Raw genomic sequence first — 18,671 nt, 5'->3', positions numbered from 1 at the left:
TCTGCGCGGCGGCGAGTCGCCCTGTTCAAATTTTTCGATCTCGGAGGGCGGTCCATTGCGGATTCGCCCTTTTTTCTTGCCCTCTAGGAGGCCTTGATGACCAAGCGGATCCTGAAGCGACAACTGCGCGAAGGCGCATTCGATGCGAGCCAGTTCGAGGAAGATTCAAAAATACGCCGATTGCCGCTTGAACGATCCTGGTCGCCCCTGGCGCACCACAATGATGACCGGGAACAGGGTTATCTGAAGACCATCAAGGCCAAATCCCCTGGCCAGGAATCCCTGATCTCCGCGATCAACGAGAAGAATCTGGTCATGGCCCTGGGCCCGGCAGGGACCGGCAAGACCTATCTGGCCATCGCCAAGGCGGTTGAAGCCCTCGAAGCCGGAAAAGTCGGTCGGATCGTCCTCTCGCGTCCCGCCGTCGAGGCCGGGGAATCCATTGGCTTCCTGCCCGGCGAGATGGAAGACAAGCTCGCCCCCTATCTCCGACCGCTCTATGACGCCCTGTCTGATCGACTCAGCATGAAGCGGGTCCGTTGCCTGATGGCGGAAGGCGCCATCGAAATCGCCCCCGTCGGCTTCATGCGCGGACGCACCCTGAACAACGCCTTCGTCGTCATCGATGAGGCCCAGAACTGCACCTACATGCAGCTGAAAATGCTGCTGACCCGGCTGGGCTGGAACTCAACCATGGTTGTTACGGGCGACCCCAACCAGTCGGACCTCCTGCCTGGCATCTCAGGTCTGGGGCCGGTGGCCGAGAAGCTGGAAGCTGTCAGCAATATCGCTGTTGTCAGACTTCAGGACAGGGACATTGTCCGCCACCCCCTGGTGGCCGAAATGCTGGGCGTCCTCTGATTGGAAACGAAAACGGCCCCGACCTGAAGGTCGGGGCCGGATTTCAACCATGGTTGGGGAATGACCTGATCAGGGCAGGTCTTCAGCCAGAATCGCCATTTCGAACATGAAGGATCCGTCGCCATCCTCGTCTTCGAAGACGACGCCGATGAACTCTTCACCGATATAGACCTCGGCGGAGTCCTTCTGCTTGGGCCTGGGAACCAGGCTGATCCGCGCATTGGCGAAGGTGCCGCGCAGATGCCCCTCGATCTTGCGCATTGCTCTTTCGTCCATCACTCGGCTCCTGCTCGATTCAAATCTGGGCGGAACCTAGACTGCGAGGCCCCAAGAGGAAACCTCAGATGCTGTCTTCATTGAAAGCTTCTGCCAGGGTGTGATCCATTTTCCGCGCGGGCTCGTCGCAGGTCGGACAATTGATCAATCTGGCGGGAACGCCTGCGGCGGTGCAGTGGGCAGGAACGTCCTTCAGCACCACCGATCCGGATGCCACCTTGGCGAAGTCGCCGATCTTGATGTTGCCCAGCACCTTGGCGCCAGCGCCCAGAAGGACGCCATTGCCGATCTTGGGGTGACGATCACCGCGCTCGGCGCCCGTCCCGCCGAGTGTGACACCCTGCAGCAGGGAAACATCATTTCCGATCACGGCGGTTTCACCGATCACAATGCCGGTTCCGTGGTCGACAAAGACCCCGGAGCCAATCTGGGTGGCGGGGTGGATATCCACCTGGAAGACTTCGCTGACCCGGCTCTGGAGGTAGAAGGCGATGGTCTCACGGCCCTGATTCCACAGCCAGTGCGCGACCCGCTGGGTCTGCAGAGCCTGGAAGCCCTTGAAGAACAGGAAGGGCTGGACATAGCCCTTGCACGCCGGATCGCGCTCATAGACAGCGCGCAGATCGGCCTCGGCAATGGCCACAAGATTGGGATCACTACGATAGGCCTGGGTAGCAAGCTCGCGCAGGCTCATGGCGCGCAGTTCCTGGTCTCCCAGCTTTCGGGCCAGCTGGTAGGACAGGGCGTCGCCCAGGTTTTCATGGCTGATCACCACCGCGTTCAGCAGCGAGGCAAGGGCAGGCTCGCTCTTTGAGGCGCGCTCGGCCTCATTGCGCAGGGAGGCCCAGACCGGAGGCGGTTGGGACGGATCTAGAATTTCCAGGCGCTGGCTCATCGTTTTCTCCCGCCCAATGTTTACCCGATCATCCTAGCACAAATCGCGCCAGGCCATCAGGCAGTAACCCCTTGTAGGCCATATGGTGGACCCGCAGCAGCATCGCCACTGTCAGGCTGTCGGAAATATAGCCTGCCATGGCCGCTTCGAGCACTTCACGAAATGGCGCCCGGACCCGAGCAATGTCCTCGGTGTCATCGCCATGGACCGCGAGGTCCCCTTCAGAGATACCCGTGGCCAGGTAACAGATCGCCAGCTCGTCACTGACAGAGTTGGAAAGCTGCAGTCGCAGCACTTCGCGCCAGTCAGCGGCGACCAGGCCGGTTTCCTCCAGCAACTCCCGCTTGGCGCCATCCAGGGGATCCTCGTCCAGCGGCCCACCACCTTCCGGAATCTCCCAGCTGTATTCGGCGAATGGCAGTCGGTTCTGACCGACCATCAGTACGGACCCGTCCTCGAACAGGGGTAGGATCGCAAGTGCTCGGTTCTTGTATCCAACCAGCCCGTATTGCGCCGGATTGCCTGTGGGCGCCGTAGCCTTGAACTCTGTGACGGATATCCAGGGATTGTCATAGACCAGCCGACCCGGCCCCCGGATCCACGGCTTTCCGTGGCTTCGCATCCATTCGGGTTTATCGCTCACGCCTAAACTCGCCTTGCCCGTACTGAGGCTGAACCCTTAAACAGGGTTGGCCTTTGCGGCCAGTTCGGGGTTTCAGACATGACTGCCACATCTCACCCAGTCCTGCCGGAATTCGGTGAAGAACTGCCCCTGGCGCCTGCGCAAGGTGTGCTGGAATTTCTCGCACGTCGGCGGTCAAACTCCGCCCTGACGCTTGCCTCTCCTGCCCCTTCTGAAGATCAGGTGCTGACACTGCTGCAACTGGCCGCCAGGGTCCCCGACCATGGCAAGCTTGCGCCCTGGCGGTTCATCATCCTCGACACCTCGGCAAAGGAAGCTTTCACCGCTGAGCTTGAAGGCCTTGCTCTCAAGCGTGAAGATGCCCGGGCCGCCGCAAAGCTGGCCAAGCTGAAGGCTCCGCCCCTGGCGATCGCGGTGGTTTCCAGTCCCAGGGCTTCGGACATTCAGGAATGGGAACAGCTGATGTCCGCCGGGGCTGTCTGCACCAACCTGCTCTATGGCGCTCTGGCCATGGGTTTTGGCGCCAACTGGATCACCGACTGGTACGCCTATGATCCGGAAGCCCTGGCCATTCTTGGCCTGAGCCCCGGCGAAAAGGTCGCAGGCTATATCTTCATCGGAACCCCGACCTCATCCGCCCAGGAGCGGGAACGGCCGGATCTCAAGGGTCTGGTGACCCGCTGGGAAAGACCCTAGCCCCGGCCGCGATAGGGCGGAACGCCCTGGTCGGGCAGCCATAGTCCCTCAGGGGCAGGCCCCGTTTGCCAGAAGACGTCGATGGGAATGCCCCCACGGGGGTACCAGTATCCGCCAATCCGCAACCATTTGGGCTGGGCGACCTCCACAATCCTGCGACCGATGGCCACCGTGCAGTCCTCGTGGAAAGCCCCGTGATTGCGGAAGCTGCCCAGATAGAGCTTCAGGGACTTTGACTCGATCAGCCAGTCCCCCGGTGCATAGTCGATCATCAGGGTTGCGAAGTCGGGCTGGCCGGTTACCGGGCAGAGCGAGGTGAACTCCGGCGCGGTAAACCGTGCCAGATACAGCGCATCCTTCTGCGGGTTGGGAACCCGCTCCAGAACAGCCTCTTCCGGACTGGCGAAGCCGCGGATCTCCTGCCCAAGCTGGGTCAAATGGGTGTCGGTCATGGGGACGCCATACCCGTCATTCCAGCCCGCCGCAATCAGACCCTAGATGGTGTAGTCCAGTTCGCCATTGAGCCAGGCGGTGATCCGCTCTGCAGCCTCCGGTGCGGATTCTGTGGTCGTGTCGATGCGGATTTCCGGATTCTCCGGGGGCTCATAGGGACTGTCTATGCCCGTGAAGTTCTTCAACTCTCCGGCCCGGGCCTTTTTGTAGAGGCCCTTCACATCCCGGGATTCCGCCACAGCCAGCGGTGTATCCACATACACCTCGACGAAGTCATCCCGGGCCATCAGCCCCCGCGCCATGTCCCGTTCGGCGCGGAAGGGGGAAATGAACGACACCAGGACAATCAGGCCTGCATCAACCATCAGCTTGGCGACCTCGGCCACCCTGCGGATGTTTTCCACCCGGTCAGCGTCGGTGAAGCCAAGGTCGCGGTTCAGTCCGTGCCGCACATTGTCGCCATCCAGCAGATAGGTATGGCGTCCCTCGGCATGGAGCTTCTTCTCGACCAGGTTGGCGATGGTGGACTTGCCCGAACCCGAAAGGCCGGTGAGCCAGACCACCCTGCCCCTCTGACCCTTGAGCGCGCCGCGGGCCGCCTTGTCTACGTCGACGGCCTGCCAGTGGACATTCTGCGACCGCCGCAGGGCAAAGTGCAGCATGCCGGCAGCTACGGTCCGGTTGGTGAGCCGGTCCACAAGGATGAAGCCACCCAGGTCACGGCTGTCCACATAGGGATCGAAGGCAATGGCCCCATCTAGGGTGACATTGCAGACGCCAATTTCATTCAGTTCCAGCCGCTTTGCGGCGAGCTTTTCCAGGGTATTGACGTTGATCTTGTGCTTGGGCTCGGAAATCGCTGCGCCGACAGTCCGCGTTCCCTGCTTGAGCAGATAGGATCGCCCTGGCAGCAGGGCCTCATCATCCATCCAGACCAGGGTGGCTTCGAACTGATCAGCAACCTCCGGCGGATCCTGAGCCGCAGCCAGGACATCACCGCGGCTTACATCGATCTCATCAGCCAGGGTCAGGGTTATGGACTGGCCCGCGACAGCGACATCAAGGTCCTGCGGCGAAGCAACAATCCGCGCCACCGTGCTGGTGCGCCCTGAGGGCAGGACCCGCACAGCGTCACCCGGACGGATCTGGCCTGCCGCCACCATGCCTGCAAAGCCCCGAAAGTCGAGATTGGGACGATTGACCCACTGGACTGGCATGCGGAAGGCCCGGGCCCGCAGGTCGTCATCCACAGGCAGGTCTTCTAGCACCTTCATCAGGTGTGGACCTGTGTACCAGGGGTCTCCCTCACCAGGTCCGGCGACGTTCTCGCCCTTCAGGGCGGACATCGGAATGGCGGTGAAGTCGGTCAGGCCGATCTGGTCAGCAAAGGCGCGGTAGTCCGTGATGATCTCGTTGAAGCGGTCCTGACTCCAGCCCACCAGGTCCATCTTGTTGACCGCCAGCACCACGTGCCGGATGCCCAGCAGCTTGACCAGATAGGAGTGGCGCCGGGTCTGGGTCAGAACGCCCCGCCGTGCGTCGATGAGGATGACCGCAGCCTGGGCGGTCGAAGCCCCGGTGACCATGTTGCGGGTGTACTGTTCGTGGCCCGGAGTATCGGCGACGATGAATTTGCGCTTCTCGGTGGAAAAGAAGCGGTAGGCGACATCAATGGTGATGCCTTGCTCCCGCTCTGCCGCCAGCCCATCCACCAGGAGGGCGAAGTCGATTTCGCCGCCCTGGGTGCCAACCCGCCGGGAGTCTTCCTCCAGAGCCGCCAGCTGATCCTCGAAGATCATCTTCGAGTCGTAGAGCAGACGGCCGATCAGGGTCGACTTGCCGTCATCCACCGAGCCGCAGGTGATGAACCGCAGCAAGCTCTTGTGCTGATGCTCAAGCAGATAGGCTTCGATGTCGGTGGCGATGAGGTCAGACTGATGGGCCATCAGAAATAGCCCTCCTGCTTCTTCTTCTCCATGGATGCAGCCTGGTCGTGGTCGATGACCCGTCCCTGGCGTTCCGAAGTGGTGGTGAGCAGCATTTCCTGGATGATTTCCGGCAGGGTCGCCGCCGTGGACTCCACCGCACCGGTCAGCGGATAGCAGCCAAGGGTGCGGAATCGCATAGACTTCATCATCGGAACCTCGCCCGGCGCCAGGCGGAAGCGGTCGTCATCCACCATGATGAGGCCGCCATCGCGCTCTACGACGGGTCGGACCGCTGAGTAATAGAGCGGGACGATCGGTATGTTTTCCAGATGGATGTATTGCCAGATATCCAGCTCGGTCCAGTTGGAGATCGGGAAGACGCGCATGCTCTCCCCCTTGTTCTTGCGGGCGTTGTAGAGCCGCCAGAGCTCCGGCCTCTGGTTCTTGGGATCCCACCTGTGCTGGGCTGACCGGAAGGAAAAAATCCGTTCCTTGGCCCGGCTCTTTTCTTCATCGCGCCGGGCGCCGCCAAAGGCTGCGTCGAAGCCGTATTTATCCAGAGCCTGTTTCAGGCCCTCCGTCTTCCAGGTGTCTGTGTGGACAGCCGAACCGTGATCAAAGGGATTGATCTTGCGGGCGATGGCGTCAGGATTCTGATGGACGATCAGGTCAAAGCCCAGTTCCCGGGCCATGCGCTCGCGCATCTCATACATGGCGCGGAACTTCCAGGTGGTGTCCACGTGCAGCAGGGGGAAAGGCGGCTTTGCCGGATAGAACGCCTTGGCTGCGAGATGCAGCATGACCGCTGAATCCTTGCCCACAGAGTAGAGCATGACCGGTCGCTCGGCTTCGGCCACCACTTCACGCATGATGTGGATGGACTCAGCTTCCAGCCGCTGGAGATGGGTCAAGGTTGTCCCCTGCCGATCGTCCGTCATGCGCGTAACCCTCCGCTGATGGTCGGCAACCGACCGGGGACGCCAGACGATATAGGGCGCCAGCTTGCCTGACGCGCGGGCGGAGTGCGTCATGGATGGAAAATTCTTCTGGTCGCGATCCCAGATTTCCTGTCCCGGCCCGGCTGGCGAATTGACTCCATCCGGCGGCGTCGGCGCTAATGGCCTAAACAACAGTCTACCCAGCGGGAGCGGAAAATGAGCGGCCAGGACTTCAAGGACTACATCGTTGTCGTCACGGGCGCCTCGACCGGCCTTGGCCGCGCCATCGCCATCGAGACGGCTGATCGCGGCGCCAGGGCCGTGATCATCAACTATGCCCGAAGTGTCGACGAGGCGAAGGAAACAGCGCGACAGGTCGAAGCCAAGGGCGCACAGGCGATCCTCGTCCAGGGGGATGTCGCCATTGACGCTGATTGCCGCAGGATCGCCGAAGCGGCGGCGCCCTTCGGCCGGATCGACGCCCTGTTCAACAATGCCGGGACCACAAAATTCGCCCCCAACCATGGCGACCTCGACGCCGTGAACGCCGAGGACTTCCAGAACCTCTACGCCGTCAACGTCATTGGCGCCTTCCAGATGGTCAGGGCCGCCCGCGCCCTGCTTGAAGCCGCTCCGGCGCCGGGCGCTGTCGTCAACACCTCATCCATAGCTGGCGTAACGGGCATTGGCTCGTCAGTGCCCTATGCCGCCTCCAAGGGCGCCCTGACCACCATGACCCTGTCCCTTGCCAGGGGTCTGGCGCCCAGGATCAGGGTCAACGCCATCTGCCCGGGCTTCATTGACACCCCATGGTTCGGCAAGGGGTTGGCCGAGGACCGCGTGGCGAAAATGCGGGAAGGATCAGCTGCCGCGACACCGCTGAAGGCAGCATCGACGGCTGAAGACGTCGCCGGCGCCGCCGTCTTCCTAGCCTCTCCGGCTTCACGGCATGTCACTGGCGAAACCCTGCTTGTAGACGCCGGCTCTCACCTGGGCATGGCCTCCCTGAGCATGCGCTGAGCAGAAAGTCGCCCAATTTTCACGCAAGGTTAAGGGTGGGCGCACATATTTTCCGCAAGTTGACGGCGCACAGGGCGGCGCAACTTTTCATGACTGGCGACTCGCCGTCAGAAAACCAGAATGCCTGTCTATCGGGCAGCGCCTGACGAAAACGGGGATAAAAAATATGCAAACTCTCAAAGTTCTTCTCATTGCTGGCGTCGCCAGCCTCGGTCTTGGCAGCGCTGCGCTCGCTGAGGACGGCCCGACCATCTCGTTCAACCTTGGCGCAGCCAGCGACTATGTGTTCCGCGGCGTGAGCCAGACGGACGGCGCGGGCCAGGTGTTTGGCGGCGCTGATGTCGCCATGGGCTCCTTCTACACCGGCGCCTGGCTGTCGAACGTCGACTTCAACAACGGCACCAACATGGAATACGACCTGTATGCCGGCTTCAAGCCGCAGGCAGGTCCGGTCGCCCTTGACCTCGGCCTCGTCTATTACGGCTACACCAACAAGCCCCCCGGTGGCGATGAAGCCTTCTTCGAAGCCAAGGTCGCCGGCTCGGTTCCAGTCGGCAAGGGCACTGTTGGCGCCGCCGTCTTCTATTCGCCGGAATTCTTCGGCGAGACCGGTGAAGCCACCTATTACGAGGTGAATGCTTCGGCCCCCCTGACTGAAAAGGTCTCGGTGTCGGGCGCGATCGGTCACCAGTCGGTTGTCGGCCCGGCCGACTACACCACCTGGAACCTGGGCGTGGGCTATGCCCTGACCTCGAAGTTCGGTGTCGATCTGCGCTATTGGGACACCAACGAGCATGGTTTCGGCCAGATCTATAACAGCCGCGTTGCGTTGTCCCTGAAGGCCTCCTTCTAGTCACAACCCAATTCGGGAACAAAATCAGCCGCCTTCGGTATCCGGAGGCGGCTTTTCTGTTTCCTTACGGCAACCTGTCATTTAGGATGAATTCACCATTGGGGCTTTGGCTTCATGGGTTGTTCGCCACCGCTGGTGAATTAGACCCATTCGATTGCCTGAGTTTCGCTGGACGGTAGCGCTCTCCGGTTTAAGGTGCGGCGTTGAGCGACGCGAGCGGAGTGCGATTCATGGAGCAGATGGCCAACAGGGCCCAGACCATTGTCGCTGATACAGTGATCGCCGGTCTGGCTTTCCTTCTCGCCTATCTCCTTTCCGCTACCCAGGCACTGGGACTTGATTCAAGCGGTCATTCGACCCTGAACCTTCCCCAACTCGTCGCGATCTACGCCATTCTGGCCGGGATCTTCTCTTCGATCTTCCGGCGTGAACTCTCGCCCTGGCGTTACGTCTCCATCCCCGACGCCCTTGTGCTGGCCCGTACGGCGGTCATGACCGTTGGCGTTTTCCTGGTCACGGTTTTCGTTATTGACCGGGCCATGGGCGTCGCCCGGTCGGTCCTGGCCCTGGCGCCAATCCTCCAGCTGGCCGGCAGCATGGGCGCGCGCACCCTTCGCCGCGCCCTGCATGAGCATGCCCTGGACAGCTTCGCGCCCTTGAAATCCATCCAGGACCGGACCCCTCAGGCCCCGTCCCTGCTCCTCATCGGCCCGACGGCCCTGGCTGACACCTATCTTCGGGATGTCGCCCGTCGTCACGACCATGACTGGACCCCGGTCGGCATTATCGGGCCCGACGCCCGCGATGTGGGCCAGCAGGTCCGTGGCGTCTGCATAATCGAGTGCATTGAAAAGCTGGACGCTGCCCTGGCGGACCTGCGCCGCTGGAACCGCTATCCCCGCGCCATTCTCTTCCTGGATGAGCCAGGTCGACTCAAGGGCCTGACTGCGGACCAGCTGGGTCAGCTCAAGAATGACGGCATCCGCCTCCTGCGCCTTCCTTCCATCGTCGAGCTGTCTCAGCACGACGGCATGGCCCTGCTGCCCATGCGCGAAATCAGCGTGGAAGAACTGCTGGCCCGGGAGCCCATCAATCTCGATCGGGCTGCGGTCCGCGCCCTGGTCCAGGGCCGTCGCGTCCTGGTGACCGGCGCCGGCGGCTCCATTGGCGCCGAGCTCTGCCGTCAGGTGGCCACCTTCCAGGCCGCTCACCTCACCCTCCTGGATTTCTCGGAAACCTCGCTGTTCGAAATCGATCGCGAGCTCGGCGAAACCTGCCCGGGCCTGTCGCGCAAGGCCGCCATGGTGGACGTTCGCAACGCCGCCCGGGTCGCCGCCTGTTTCGAAGCCGAGAAGCCCGATCTGGTCTTCCATGCCGCAGCCCTCAAGCACGTCTCCATGGTGGAATGCCATCCGTGTGAAGGCGTGCTGACCAATGTCATCGGCACCTTGAATGTGGCCAAGGCCGCCCGTGCGTCAGGTGCGGCCCAGATGGTGCTGATCTCCACTGACAAGGCTGTGGACCCATCCAATGTCATGGGCGCCACCAAGCGTCTGGCTGAATCCGTGATCCAGGCCCAGCAGAATGGCGCGGGCACCCGCTTCGCCGCCGTCCGGTTTGGCAATGTCCTGGGCTCCGCCGGTTCCGTGGTGCCGATCTTCAAGTCCCAGATCGACCGGGGTGGTCCTGTGACCGTGACCCATGAAGACATGGCCCGGTTCTTCATGACCATACCGGAAGCCGCCCAGCTGGTGCTGCACGCGACCGCCACCTGCGCCGGTGACACCGAGGGCGCAGACGCCCGCCTTTTCCTGCTGGAAATGGGTGAGCCTGTGCGGATCATGGATCTGGCCCGCCAGATGATCGCCCTGTCAGGACGTACGCCTGGCAAGGATATCGAGATCGAGATCACCGGCCTGCGTCCGGGCGAAAAGCTGTCCGAAGCCCTGCTGGATGACACCGAAAGGTCCGTTCCCTGCGCGCCCAAGGTCATGGAAGTAGTGTCTTCGTCGGCCCTGCGCGTGACGGCCAACCACCTGCACGACCTGGAAGTCCTGGCTGACCGTGGCGACGTGAATGATGTCCGGCGGGCCCTGTTTGACCTGGTCGCCCAGATCCGTGGCGAAAAGCCCGGCGGCGCCCCTGCCCTGCGCGTTGTGGCCAACGGCTAGACCTCTGAGCCAGAGGCCGGTCTGAACACGCCATGGCCAAGGTCATTGTCACAGGCTCTGCCGGCTTTATCGGCTCTACACTTGCGCACCACCTGCTTGACCGCGGTGACGAGGTCATCGGGATCGATAACCTCAACTCCTATTATGATCCCACCCTGAAGCTGGCCAGGCTGGCCCGGCTGGAAGCCCGGGAAGGCTTCAGCTCCCACAGGGTGGACCTGACGGATCGAGACCGGATCTCCGGGATTTTCGCGTCTGCTGCACCGGATCTGGTGGTCAATCTGGCCGCCCAGGCTGGCGTTCGTTACAGCCTCGAGAGCCCCGAAACCTATGTGGACTCAAATGTCGTAGGCTTCCTGAACATCCTGGAGGCCTGCCGGGCGATCAAACCCCGCCACCTGGTCTTTGCGTCCACAAGTTCGGCCTATGGCGCCAATGGCAAAATGCCCTTCTCGCCGCACGAATCAGCCAACCACCCCCTGACGCTCTATGCGGCGACAAAGCTGGCCAATGAATCCATGGCCCACGCCTATGCTCATCTCTTCGGGGTTCCTGCCACGGGTCTGCGATTCTTCACGGTCTATGGCCCCTGGGGCCGGCCGGACATGGCTCTGTTCAAGTTCACCGCAGCGATTCTCAAGGGCGAGCCCATTGACGTCTATGGCGAGGGTCGCATGCAGCGGGACTTCACCTATGTTGACGACATCGTCTCAGGGATCATGGCGGCCCTCGACAATCCGCCCTCCATCGATCCGGCCTGGGACCCGATGCAACCGGATCCCGCCACCAGCGGCGTGGCCCCATGGCGGATCCTGAACATTGGCGCCAGCCAGCCCGTCGAGTTGATGACCTATATTTCGGTGCTGGAGGCCCGCCTTGGCCGCAAGGCGATTCTCAACATGATGCCCATGCAGCCGGGCGATGTGGTCCGCACCTCCGCCGACATTTCAGACATTCAGGCCCTGGGCTATGCGCCAACAACCAATGTCGAGCTTGGCATCGGCAAGTTCGTGGACTGGTACCTGGACTATTACCGCCCGAATACGCTCTAGAGCCGGAAGTCGGACTGATCCTTCGGGAAAACCGCCTTCACATCAAAGAAGACTCCGCCCGGCTTGCCCAGGGTCTTGATCGACTCAGCCCCCATATCCCTGAACTGCTGATGAGCCACAGCCAGAATAATGGCGTCATAGGCGCCGGCGACCGGCGACTCGACCATATTGACCCCGTACTCGGCCACCGCATCCCGGGCATTCACCCAGGGATCATGGACGTCCACCGCAAGTCCGTAGTCCGCCAGCTCGGCGACAATGTCGATCACCCGGGTATTGCGCAGATCCGGGCAATTCTCCTTGAAGGCCAGGCCCAGGACCAGAACCCGGACGCCCCGGATCTGCAGGTCCCGCTGGATCATGGCCTTGATCAGTTCCTGGGCGATATAGCCGCCCATGCCGTCATTGATCCGCCGCCCGGCCAGAATCACCTGCGGGTGGTGACCTGAATCCTCAGCCTTGTGGGTCAGATAATAGGGGTCGACCCCTATGCAGTGGCCACCGACCAGACCGGGCTGGAACTTCAGGAAGTTCCATTTGGTTCCCGCCGCCGCCAACACCTCATGGGTGTCGATACCCAGGCGGTGGAAGATCATGGCGAACTCATTGACCAGGGCGATGTTCAGGTCCCGCTGGGTATTCTCAATGACCTTTGCGGCCTCGGCCACCCGAATCGAACTGGCCAGATGGGTTCCTGCTGTCACGACCTGCCCATAGAGCTGATCCACAAAGGCAGCCGCCTCCGGGGTCGACCCGGCCGTCACCTTGATGATGGAGGACAGCCTGTGGGTCCGGTCGCCGGGATTGGCCCGCTCTGGGCTGTAGCCGGCAAAGAAGTCCCGGTTGAATTCCAGCCCTGAGACCTGGGCCACTACGGGCACGCAGTCTTCTTCCGTGGCCCCGGGATAGACGGTCGACTCATAGATCACGACCCCACCGCGGGAGATGGCGCGGCCGACCGTACGGCTGGCCGCCAGCAGGGCTGTCAGATCCGGACGCTTCTGCCGGTCAATGGGGGTCGGTACGGTGATGATGAAGACATTGCATGCCTTCAACGCCGCCTCGTCTATTGTGAAGGTCAGCCGGCGGGCGCCGGTCAGGTCCGGCGCATCGACTTCCAGAGTGCGGTCATGGCCAGACTTCAGCTCTTCGACACGCCCGGCGTCCAGGTCAAAGCCGACGACGTCATTGTGGGCCGCCAGGGCCACAGCCAGGGGCAGGCCCACATAGCCAAGGCCGATGACGCAGACCTTGGCCGCCGATAGCGCGAAGGGATTTTGCAGATCAGGCATGTCACTCCTGGGCCAGCCTCTGGCGCCGCGTCTCAAGCCCCTTGGTTAGACTATTTTCTGTCTGGTCCCAAATGTCCCGGATGAGTCTAGACTGTTGGTCTGCGGAGCATTGCCTGCTTCGATCAGGGATTGCCCGGATCTGCGCGCCAGACGCCGAACGGGCCAGCTGGAGGTCTAAGGTCCTATGCAGAGCCCGCCTATCGCCGCCGGTCCCTATCTCATCGATCCGGACTGGATGACCAGGGCCCTGCGCGCCTCGGGCGACCTGCCTCATGGACAGGTGACCGACGTCCACTCCCGACCCGTCGGAAACGGTCTGGTGGGAGACAGCTTCCGGTTCGAACTGAGATACGACGGGGCCCCTGAAGGCGCGCCATCCAGTGTTGTCGGCAAGTTTCCGGCTGAAGACGCCGCCAGCCGCGCCTCCGGCGCAGGCCTCCGTCTCTATCTGCGTGAGGTCTCCTTCTACCGTGACGTGGCGAGAACCGTCGACATCTCCACCCCTCGCCCGATCTATGCCGACATTGATCCGCAGACCCACGACTTCACCCTGATCCTCGAAGACCTGGGGCCAGCCAGGGCCGGCGATCAGCTGGAAGGCTGCTCGGTGGAAGACGCCGCCACGGCGCTGAAGGAAGCCGCTGCCCTGCACGCCCCCCGGTGGGGCGATCCAGGTCTGGCCCGGATTGACTGGCTCAATCCCGAAAACAGCGAAATGACCGGCCAGATCGCTGCAGCCCTGCCCATGGTCGTAGCCGCTTTCAAGGACCGCTATCAGGGTCAGCTTGAGCCCGAGTGCCTGGCCCTTGTCGACCGCCTGCCCGCCGCCGTGGTCGCCATGCAGGGCGTGACGGACTTTCCCGTCACCCTGCAGCACGCCGACTTCCGCCTGGACAACATACTGTTCGACGTAAAAGACGGCGCCCGGCGCATGGGCACCCTGGACTGGCAGACCATTACCCTTGGCCCCGCCCTCACCGACGTATCCTACTTCCTGAGCGCCGGCCTCTCTCCAGAGACGCGCCGGGAGCATGAGCGTGATCTGGTCAGCATGTACCACGCCGAACTTATGCAACGGGGCGTGCGCGACTATCCGCTGGACGCCGCCTGGCGTGACTACCAGCGCTTCGCTGTCCACGGCGTGCTCATGGGCGTCTTCTCCGCCATGGCCGTGGAACGCACCGACCGCGGCGACGCCCTCTTCCTCAAAATGACCCGCGGCGGGTGCCTTCAGGCCCTCGACCACGGGACGTTTGGGATGTGGGGTTAGGCCCTAACTGATCCGCGCCAGCTCGTAGAGCATGTCCACATAGCCCATGGCGCTGTCGATCATGCCCAGCACCTTGGGATTGGTGGAGTCGATGACGAAGAACTCGTTCGGGGCGTGGGCGCCCGAGCCATAGCCCAGACCAAAGGACCCGGCCGGCACGGACACCGGCGGCTGGGTGAAGACCGAGCCAGGCCATGACCCCGCCGACCTTGGCGAAATGGCCACTTCGGCGCCGTTGCGGGCATAGACCGCCTTCTGGGCGCGGACCAGACGGCTGTCCTCGGGGGTCTCGGTGGGATCATAGCCGCCGCTGACAATGACCTCGATGTCGCCAAAGCCCCGCTTGATCAGGTGGGCGCGCAGCTTGGCTTCGGCCTCCCTGAAGGTCTGGTTGGGCACCAGACGGGCTTCCAGCTTGGCCTCGGCGCGACCTGGCAGGACGGTCTTGCCGCCGGGACCGGTATAGCCTGCCACCAGACCCTGGATATTGACCGTCGGCTGGGAGGCCAGGCGCTGCAGGGCCTGGGGCCAGGGTTCGTCATTGATCCAGGTCTTGATGCCGTAGCCCTTCTTCATGTCGGCTTCGCTCTGCTTGCCGCTGGCCTCGATGATCAGCGCCTTTTCGCGCTCGGTCAGGGGCCGGACATTGTCGAACCAGCCGTCAATGATCGGGGTATGGCCATCGGGGCCGACCAGGGTGTTCAGGGCCTGGACCAGCCGCCAGACAGGGCTGTCGACCATGGCGTGCAGGGATGAGTGGACATCGCCCTTGGGACCGCGGCCCCAGTGCTCGCCGCTGGAGATCAGCTGGAACTCCATGGGCCCCTTGGCGCCCAGTTCGATCTGGATCGAGCCGTTCTCGCCCTGATCGGCGCTGGGAATGAAGATGCCGTCGCACTTCTTGAGGGCCGCGACCACTTCGGGGGCATGGACCACCTGATGGAAGTGAGGTGAAGCGATCTCTTCTTCCCCCTCGGCCACCAGCACCAGATTGACCGGCAGCTTCCTGCCCGAAGCCTTGAAGGCTTTGACGGCCGCCAGGAAGGTCGCCTCCGGCCCCTTCTGGTTCACCGCGCCCCGTCCCGTGACGACCTTGCCGAAGCCCGGCTTGTCGATGATCGCCGCTTCGAAGGGGGGATGAGCCCACTCGGCCGGGTTCACCTGCTTTACGTCATACATGAAGTAGATGCCGACACTGCGCTTGGCGCCTGAGTCGAGGGTGGCGAAGATCCCCGGGCTGCCGTCGGTGGGCATCTTCTTGACCATCTGGAACCCGGCGTCGCGCAGCAGGCCCATGGTGAAGTCGCAGCTCTCATCAATGCGCCACTTCTCGGCGGCGATGCCGGGGTGGCGGATCCACTCCTGAAGGCTGGAAATGGTGTCGGCCTTGCCGGCCTCCAGGGCCTTGCGGATGGCTGCGGCGTCAGCCTTGGGCGTGGCGGCGGCAGCCGCCCCCGGCAGCAGCAGGCTGGCTCCCGTAGCGGCGGCGGACGCCAGCAAGGCGCGGCGGTCGAATTGATTGGTCTGCATGATCTCTGCCCCTGAAACTTCAGGGATTAGACCCAACCCATGGCGGCCTGTCCAGCCAACGCCGAGCGACAGAAGCAGACGCGAAAACTGCCCAGGAACTATCGCGTTGCCTTCAACCCCTGTCGTTCCAGGTCCGCATATATACAGTCACCCTTGGGGCCATGGTCTGGATCTTCGCCATCAACATATGCGGCCCATTGGTCGCCAGCCCGGGTTGGCTTGAAATCCACAACTCCACATCGAGCGGCCGCGTCTGAAACTTGCCGCCTGTTTGCCCAATGCCCCGCGTTTTCGTCCCAGGGAAAGCAACCACCGACGATAAGAGCCAGGGCCGCAATTGACGCAAACCGCATCGCCAATCCCGTCTTTCGATGAGCCAGAGTCAATCCAGCGTCCCCAGAATCTGAGCCGCCGCCGACACGGCGATCATTTCCGGCGCCTTGCCCTTGAGGCCAGGCATGCCCACCGGACAGTTCAGGCGGGCGATGACCTCTTCGGAAAAGCCTTCCGCCTGCAGGCGGGCGATCATGCCGTCGCGTTTTCCGCGCGAGCCGACCATGCCGAGGAATTTGGCCCTGCCCACCTTCAGTATGGCGGCGGCGACTTCATAATCCACGTCATGGCTGTGGGTCGCGATCAGGGCGTAATCGCCCTCTTCCAGACAGGCGGCGGCCTCGACCATTTCGGCATCATCGAGGATCACCGCGTGGTCGCAGAGCTCGGGCCGGGCGTCATAGGCCTCGACCTGGAATGGCAGCAGGGCGAACTGGGCCGCGAAGGCCCGGCCGATGGGACCCGCGCCGAACAGAACCAGTCTCGGTTTGCGCGGCGCGAGATCCATTGGGGCTATTCGGCTGCGACGGGTCTGGCCGCCTCAAGGCGGCTGACCAGACCGTCATACTGATCCCACAGGGCCTTGGGCATGCGGTCGCCAAAGACCTCATAGGCGGCGGGGATCAGGGCGGCTTCTTCCTTCCAGACCGCCGGATCGACGGTGAGCAGCAGGCTCATCTGGTCGGCGGTCAGGGTCAGGCCAGACGTGTCCAGGCTCTCGGCCGTCGGGACCCGGCCGATGGGCGTGTCCTTGGCGGCGGCCTTGCCGCTGAGCCGTTCGAAGATCCACTTCAGGACCCGGGCGTTTTCCCCATAGCCCGGCCAGACGAACTTGCCGTCGGCGCCCTTGCGGAACCAGTTCACGAAATAGATGCGGGGCAGTTTGGCGGAGTCAGCCTTGGCGCCCATGGCCAGCCAGTGGCTGAAATAGTCGCCCATATTGTAGCCGCAGAAGGGCAGCATGGCGAAGGGGTCGCGACGCAGTTCACCGATCTTGTTCTCGGCCGCCGCCGTGCCTTCCGAGGCCACGTTGGAGGCCAGGAAGACGCCGTGGGCCCAGTCAAAGGCTTCGGTGACCAGAGGCACGGCGCTGGCGCGTCGACCGCCGAACAGTATGGCCGAGATCGGCACGCCCTTGGGATCTTCCCATTCCGGCGCAATGACCGGGCACTGCGAGGCCGGCACGGTGAAGCGGGCATTGGGGTGGGCCGCCGGCTCGCCGCTTTCCGGGGTCCAGGGACGGCCCTTCCAGTCGGTGAGATTGGCAGGAGGCGTCTTGGTCAGGCCTTCCCACCAGACGTCGCCGTCCGGGGTCAGGGCCACATTGGTGAAGACGCTGTTGGCGTATAGGGCGTCGACGGCGTTCTTGTTGGTTTCCACGCCGGTGCCAGGGGCCACGCCGAAGAAGCCGGCCTCAGGATTGATGGCGTAAAGCTGGCCGTCATCGCCGAACCGCATCCAGCAGATGTCGTCGCCGATGGTCTCGGCCTTCCAGCCCTTCAGGGTCGGCTGGAGCATGGCCATATTGGTCTTGCCGCAGGCGCTGGGGAAGGCGGCGGCCACATAGCGCGACTGGCCCTCAGGCGAGGTCAGCTTGAGGATCAGCATGTGCTCGGCGAACCAGCCCTCATCGCGGGCCATGACCGAGGCGATGCGCAGGGCGAAGCACTTCTTGCCCAGCAGTGCGTTGCCGCCATAGCCTGAGCCATAGGACCAGATTTCCCGGCTTTCCGGGAAGTGGACGATGTATTTGATCTCATTGCAGGGCCAGGCCACATCGGCCTGACCGGCGGCCAGCGGCATGCCGACCGAGTGCAGGGCCGGGACGAAGAAGCCGTCCTCGCCCAGCTCTTCCAAGGCGCCCTTGCCCATGCGGGTCATGACCCGCATGGAAATGGCCACATAGGCGCTGTCGGTGATTTCGACGCCCAGCTGGCTGATCTTCGAGCCCAGGGGGCCCATGCTGAACGGGCAGACATACATGGTCCGGCCAGCCATGCAGCCCTTGAACAGGCCCTGCAGGTCGGCGCGCATTTCAACGGGGTCGAGCCAGTTGTTGGTCGGACCGGCGTCGGCCGGGTCCTTGGAGCAGATGAAGGTGCGGCTCTCGACCCGGGCCACGTCCTTGGGATCCGAAGCCGCCCAGAACGAGTTGGGGCGCTTCTCGGGATTGAGCTGCTTCAGCGTGCCGCCCTTGACCAGTTCCGAGGTCAGGGTCTCCCATTCCTCCTGCGATCCGTCACACCAATGCACCCTGGCTGGCTGGGTCAGAGCAGCGACCTCTGCGACCCAGGCGATGAGTTTGGCGTGTTTGGTCGGGGCAGGATTGAGGCCCGGAATCGTTGTCGTCGGCATAGATGCTAAAAGCTCCCAGCAGGGCCCTGGATGAAAAGCTCCGGGGGCCCCGTGTTTCTTAATGACGCAAATCGCAAAAACTTGGGTCTGCCATAGCAATCCCCA

18 protein-coding genes are annotated in these 18,671 nt (G+C 62.9%); 7 read left to right on the top strand and 11 right to left on the bottom strand.

Translation table 11 applies throughout. The annotated features are described in order from the left end of the window. The first annotated feature begins 96 nt into the window (after window positions 1-96). The gene (locus tag CFE28_07540; protein ID OYU69869.1) at window positions 97-861 is read left to right on the top strand and encodes a phosphate starvation-inducible protein PhoH; all 765 of its coding nucleotides are present in this window, start codon (window positions 97-99) and stop codon (window positions 859-861) included. 69 nt (window positions 862-930) lie between these two features. Here the strand turns inward: CFE28_07540 and CFE28_07535 are convergent, their stop codons facing one another. The 3 genes from CFE28_07535 to CFE28_07525 form a co-directional block, all read right to left on the bottom strand. Beyond that, window positions 931-1,137, bottom strand: a complete 207-nt coding sequence (locus CFE28_07535) for a hypothetical protein (GenBank protein ID OYU69868.1) — start codon at window positions 1,135-1,137, stop codon at window positions 931-933. Window positions 1,138-1,201: 64 nt separating this feature from the next. Next, on the bottom strand, window positions 1,202-2,032 hold the full coding sequence (gene cysE, locus CFE28_07530) for a serine O-acetyltransferase (GenBank protein ID OYU69867.1): 831 nt from the start codon (window positions 2,030-2,032) through the stop codon (window positions 1,202-1,204). 28 nt (window positions 2,033-2,060) lie between these two features. Further along, window positions 2,061-2,654, bottom strand: a complete 594-nt coding sequence (locus CFE28_07525; GenBank protein ID OYU69866.1) for a DNA mismatch repair protein MutT — start codon at window positions 2,652-2,654, stop codon at window positions 2,061-2,063. Window positions 2,655-2,753: 99 nt separating this feature from the next. Here CFE28_07525 and CFE28_07520 point away from each other — a divergent pair, with 99 nt between their 5' ends. Further along, window positions 2,754-3,371, top strand: a complete 618-nt coding sequence (locus CFE28_07520; GenBank protein ID OYU69865.1) for a nitroreductase — start codon at window positions 2,754-2,756, stop codon at window positions 3,369-3,371. Here the strand turns inward: CFE28_07520 and CFE28_07515 are convergent. The 3 genes from CFE28_07515 to CFE28_07505 are packed head-to-tail and all read right to left on the bottom strand — an operon-like array spanning window position 3,368 to window position 6,690. Beyond that, the gene (locus CFE28_07515) at window positions 3,368-3,823 is read right to left on the bottom strand and encodes an NADPH-dependent 7-cyano-7-deazaguanine reductase QueF (protein ID OYU69864.1); all 456 of its coding nucleotides are present in this window, start codon (window positions 3,821-3,823) and stop codon (window positions 3,368-3,370) included. The genes CFE28_07520 and CFE28_07515 overlap by 4 nt on opposite strands. Window positions 3,824-3,865: 42 nt before the next feature. After that, window positions 3,866-5,770, bottom strand: coding sequence for an adenylyl-sulfate kinase (locus CFE28_07510; protein OYU69863.1), 1,905 nt, complete (start codon window positions 5,768-5,770; stop codon window positions 3,866-3,868). Beyond that, on the bottom strand, window positions 5,770-6,690 hold the full coding sequence (locus CFE28_07505; protein OYU71605.1) for a sulfate adenylyltransferase small subunit: 921 nt from the start codon (window positions 6,688-6,690) through the stop codon (window positions 5,770-5,772). Before CFE28_07505 ends, CFE28_07510 begins: the two co-directional genes overlap by 1 nt. A gap of 216 nt (window positions 6,691-6,906) precedes the next feature. Between CFE28_07505 and CFE28_07500 the strand changes: the two genes are divergently transcribed. The 4 genes from CFE28_07500 to CFE28_07485 all read left to right on the top strand — a co-directional run bounded on the left by CFE28_07500 (window position 6,907) and on the right by CFE28_07485 (window position 11,786). Further along, the gene (locus CFE28_07500; GenBank protein OYU69862.1) at window positions 6,907-7,710 is read left to right on the top strand and encodes an oxidoreductase; all 804 of its coding nucleotides are present in this window, start codon (window positions 6,907-6,909) and stop codon (window positions 7,708-7,710) included. Between the two features lie 166 nt (window positions 7,711-7,876). Next, window positions 7,877-8,563, top strand: coding sequence for a hypothetical protein (locus CFE28_07495; protein OYU69861.1), 687 nt, complete (start codon window positions 7,877-7,879; stop codon window positions 8,561-8,563). Window positions 8,564-8,802: 239 nt separating this feature from the next. Then, window positions 8,803-10,734 (top strand): capsule biosynthesis protein CapD, encoded by a 1,932-nt coding sequence (locus CFE28_07490; GenBank protein ID OYU71604.1) that lies wholly within the window; start codon window positions 8,803-8,805, stop codon window positions 10,732-10,734. A 32-nt stretch (window positions 10,735-10,766) separates the two neighbouring features. Then, window positions 10,767-11,786 carry a capsular biosynthesis protein CpsI gene (locus CFE28_07485; GenBank protein OYU69860.1) on the top strand — a complete coding sequence of 340 codons (1,020 nt, stop codon included), beginning with the start codon at window positions 10,767-10,769 and terminating at the stop codon, window positions 11,784-11,786. Here CFE28_07485 and CFE28_07480 read toward each other — a convergent pair. After that, complete coding sequence (locus CFE28_07480) at window positions 11,783-13,078, bottom strand: Vi polysaccharide biosynthesis protein VipA/TviB (GenBank protein ID OYU69859.1); 1,296 nt, start codon at window positions 13,076-13,078, stop codon at window positions 11,783-11,785. The two genes, CFE28_07485 and CFE28_07480, sit on opposite strands and share 4 nt — an antisense overlap. A 184-nt stretch (window positions 13,079-13,262) precedes the next feature. Here CFE28_07480 and CFE28_07475 point away from each other — a divergent pair, with 184 nt between their 5' ends. Continuing rightward, a complete protein-coding gene (locus CFE28_07475; GenBank protein OYU69858.1) occupies window positions 13,263-14,348 on the top strand; it encodes a hypothetical protein in 1,086 nt (361 codons plus the stop codon). 3 nt (window positions 14,349-14,351) lie between these two features. On the opposite strand, the gene CFE28_07470 is transcribed toward CFE28_07475, so the two are convergent. The 4 genes from CFE28_07470 to CFE28_07455 form a co-directional block, all read right to left on the bottom strand. Beyond that, a complete protein-coding gene (locus tag CFE28_07470) occupies window positions 14,352-15,878 on the bottom strand; it encodes a twin-arginine translocation pathway signal protein (GenBank protein ID OYU69857.1) in 1,527 nt (508 codons plus the stop codon). Window positions 15,879-15,990: 112 nt separating this feature from the next. Beyond that, a complete protein-coding gene (locus tag CFE28_07465; protein ID OYU69856.1) occupies window positions 15,991-16,215 on the bottom strand; it encodes a hypothetical protein in 225 nt (74 codons plus the stop codon). Between the two features lie 45 nt (window positions 16,216-16,260). Beyond that, on the bottom strand, window positions 16,261-16,719 hold the full coding sequence (locus CFE28_07460) for a hypothetical protein (GenBank protein OYU69855.1): 459 nt from the start codon (window positions 16,717-16,719) through the stop codon (window positions 16,261-16,263). 5 nt (window positions 16,720-16,724) lie between these two features. Next, on the bottom strand, window positions 16,725-18,566 hold the full coding sequence (locus CFE28_07455) for a phosphoenolpyruvate carboxykinase (GTP) (GenBank protein ID OYU69854.1): 1,842 nt from the start codon (window positions 18,564-18,566) through the stop codon (window positions 16,725-16,727). Window positions 18,567-18,671 lie beyond the last annotated feature (105 nt).

Source organism: Alphaproteobacteria bacterium PA2, assembly GCA_002256425.1.
Taxonomy (GTDB): Bacteria; Pseudomonadota; Alphaproteobacteria; order Caulobacterales; family Caulobacteraceae; genus Phenylobacterium.
Note: the sequence above shows the minus strand (reverse complement) of the source record. Positions and strands in the feature narration are given on the sequence as shown.

Coding starts and splice junctions, on each gene's coding strand:
- CFE28_07540 (OYU69869.1), top strand. CDS start 97: ATGACCAAGCGGATCCTGAAGCGACAACTGCGCGAAGGCGCATTCGAT.
- CFE28_07535 (OYU69868.1), bottom strand. CDS start 1,137: ATGGACGAAAGAGCAATGCGCAAGATCGAGGGGCATCTGCGCGGCACC.
- cysE (OYU69867.1), bottom strand. CDS start 2,032: ATGAGCCAGCGCCTGGAAATTCTAGATCCGTCCCAACCGCCTCCGGTC.
- CFE28_07525 (OYU69866.1), bottom strand. CDS start 2,654: ATGCGAAGCCACGGAAAGCCGTGGATCCGGGGGCCGGGTCGGCTGGTC.
- CFE28_07520 (OYU69865.1), top strand. CDS start 2,754: ATGACTGCCACATCTCACCCAGTCCTGCCGGAATTCGGTGAAGAACTG.
- CFE28_07515 (OYU69864.1), bottom strand. CDS start 3,823: ATGACCGACACCCATTTGACCCAGCTTGGGCAGGAGATCCGCGGCTTC.
- CFE28_07510 (OYU69863.1), bottom strand. CDS start 5,770: ATGGCCCATCAGTCTGACCTCATCGCCACCGACATCGAAGCCTATCTG.
- CFE28_07505 (OYU71605.1), bottom strand. CDS start 6,690: ATGACGGACGATCGGCAGGGGACAACCTTGACCCATCTCCAGCGGCTG.
- CFE28_07500 (OYU69862.1), top strand. CDS start 6,907: ATGAGCGGCCAGGACTTCAAGGACTACATCGTTGTCGTCACGGGCGCC.
- CFE28_07495 (OYU69861.1), top strand. CDS start 7,877: ATGCAAACTCTCAAAGTTCTTCTCATTGCTGGCGTCGCCAGCCTCGGT.
- CFE28_07490 (OYU71604.1), top strand. CDS start 8,803: ATGGCCAACAGGGCCCAGACCATTGTCGCTGATACAGTGATCGCCGGT.
- CFE28_07485 (OYU69860.1), top strand. CDS start 10,767: ATGGCCAAGGTCATTGTCACAGGCTCTGCCGGCTTTATCGGCTCTACA.
- CFE28_07480 (OYU69859.1), bottom strand. CDS start 13,078: ATGCCTGATCTGCAAAATCCCTTCGCGCTATCGGCGGCCAAGGTCTGC.
- CFE28_07475 (OYU69858.1), top strand. CDS start 13,263: ATGCAGAGCCCGCCTATCGCCGCCGGTCCCTATCTCATCGATCCGGAC.
- CFE28_07470 (OYU69857.1), bottom strand. CDS start 15,878: ATGCAGACCAATCAATTCGACCGCCGCGCCTTGCTGGCGTCCGCCGCC.
- CFE28_07460 (OYU69855.1), bottom strand. CDS start 16,719: ATGGATCTCGCGCCGCGCAAACCGAGACTGGTTCTGTTCGGCGCGGGT.
- CFE28_07455 (OYU69854.1), bottom strand. CDS start 18,566: ATGCCGACGACAACGATTCCGGGCCTCAATCCTGCCCCGACCAAACAC.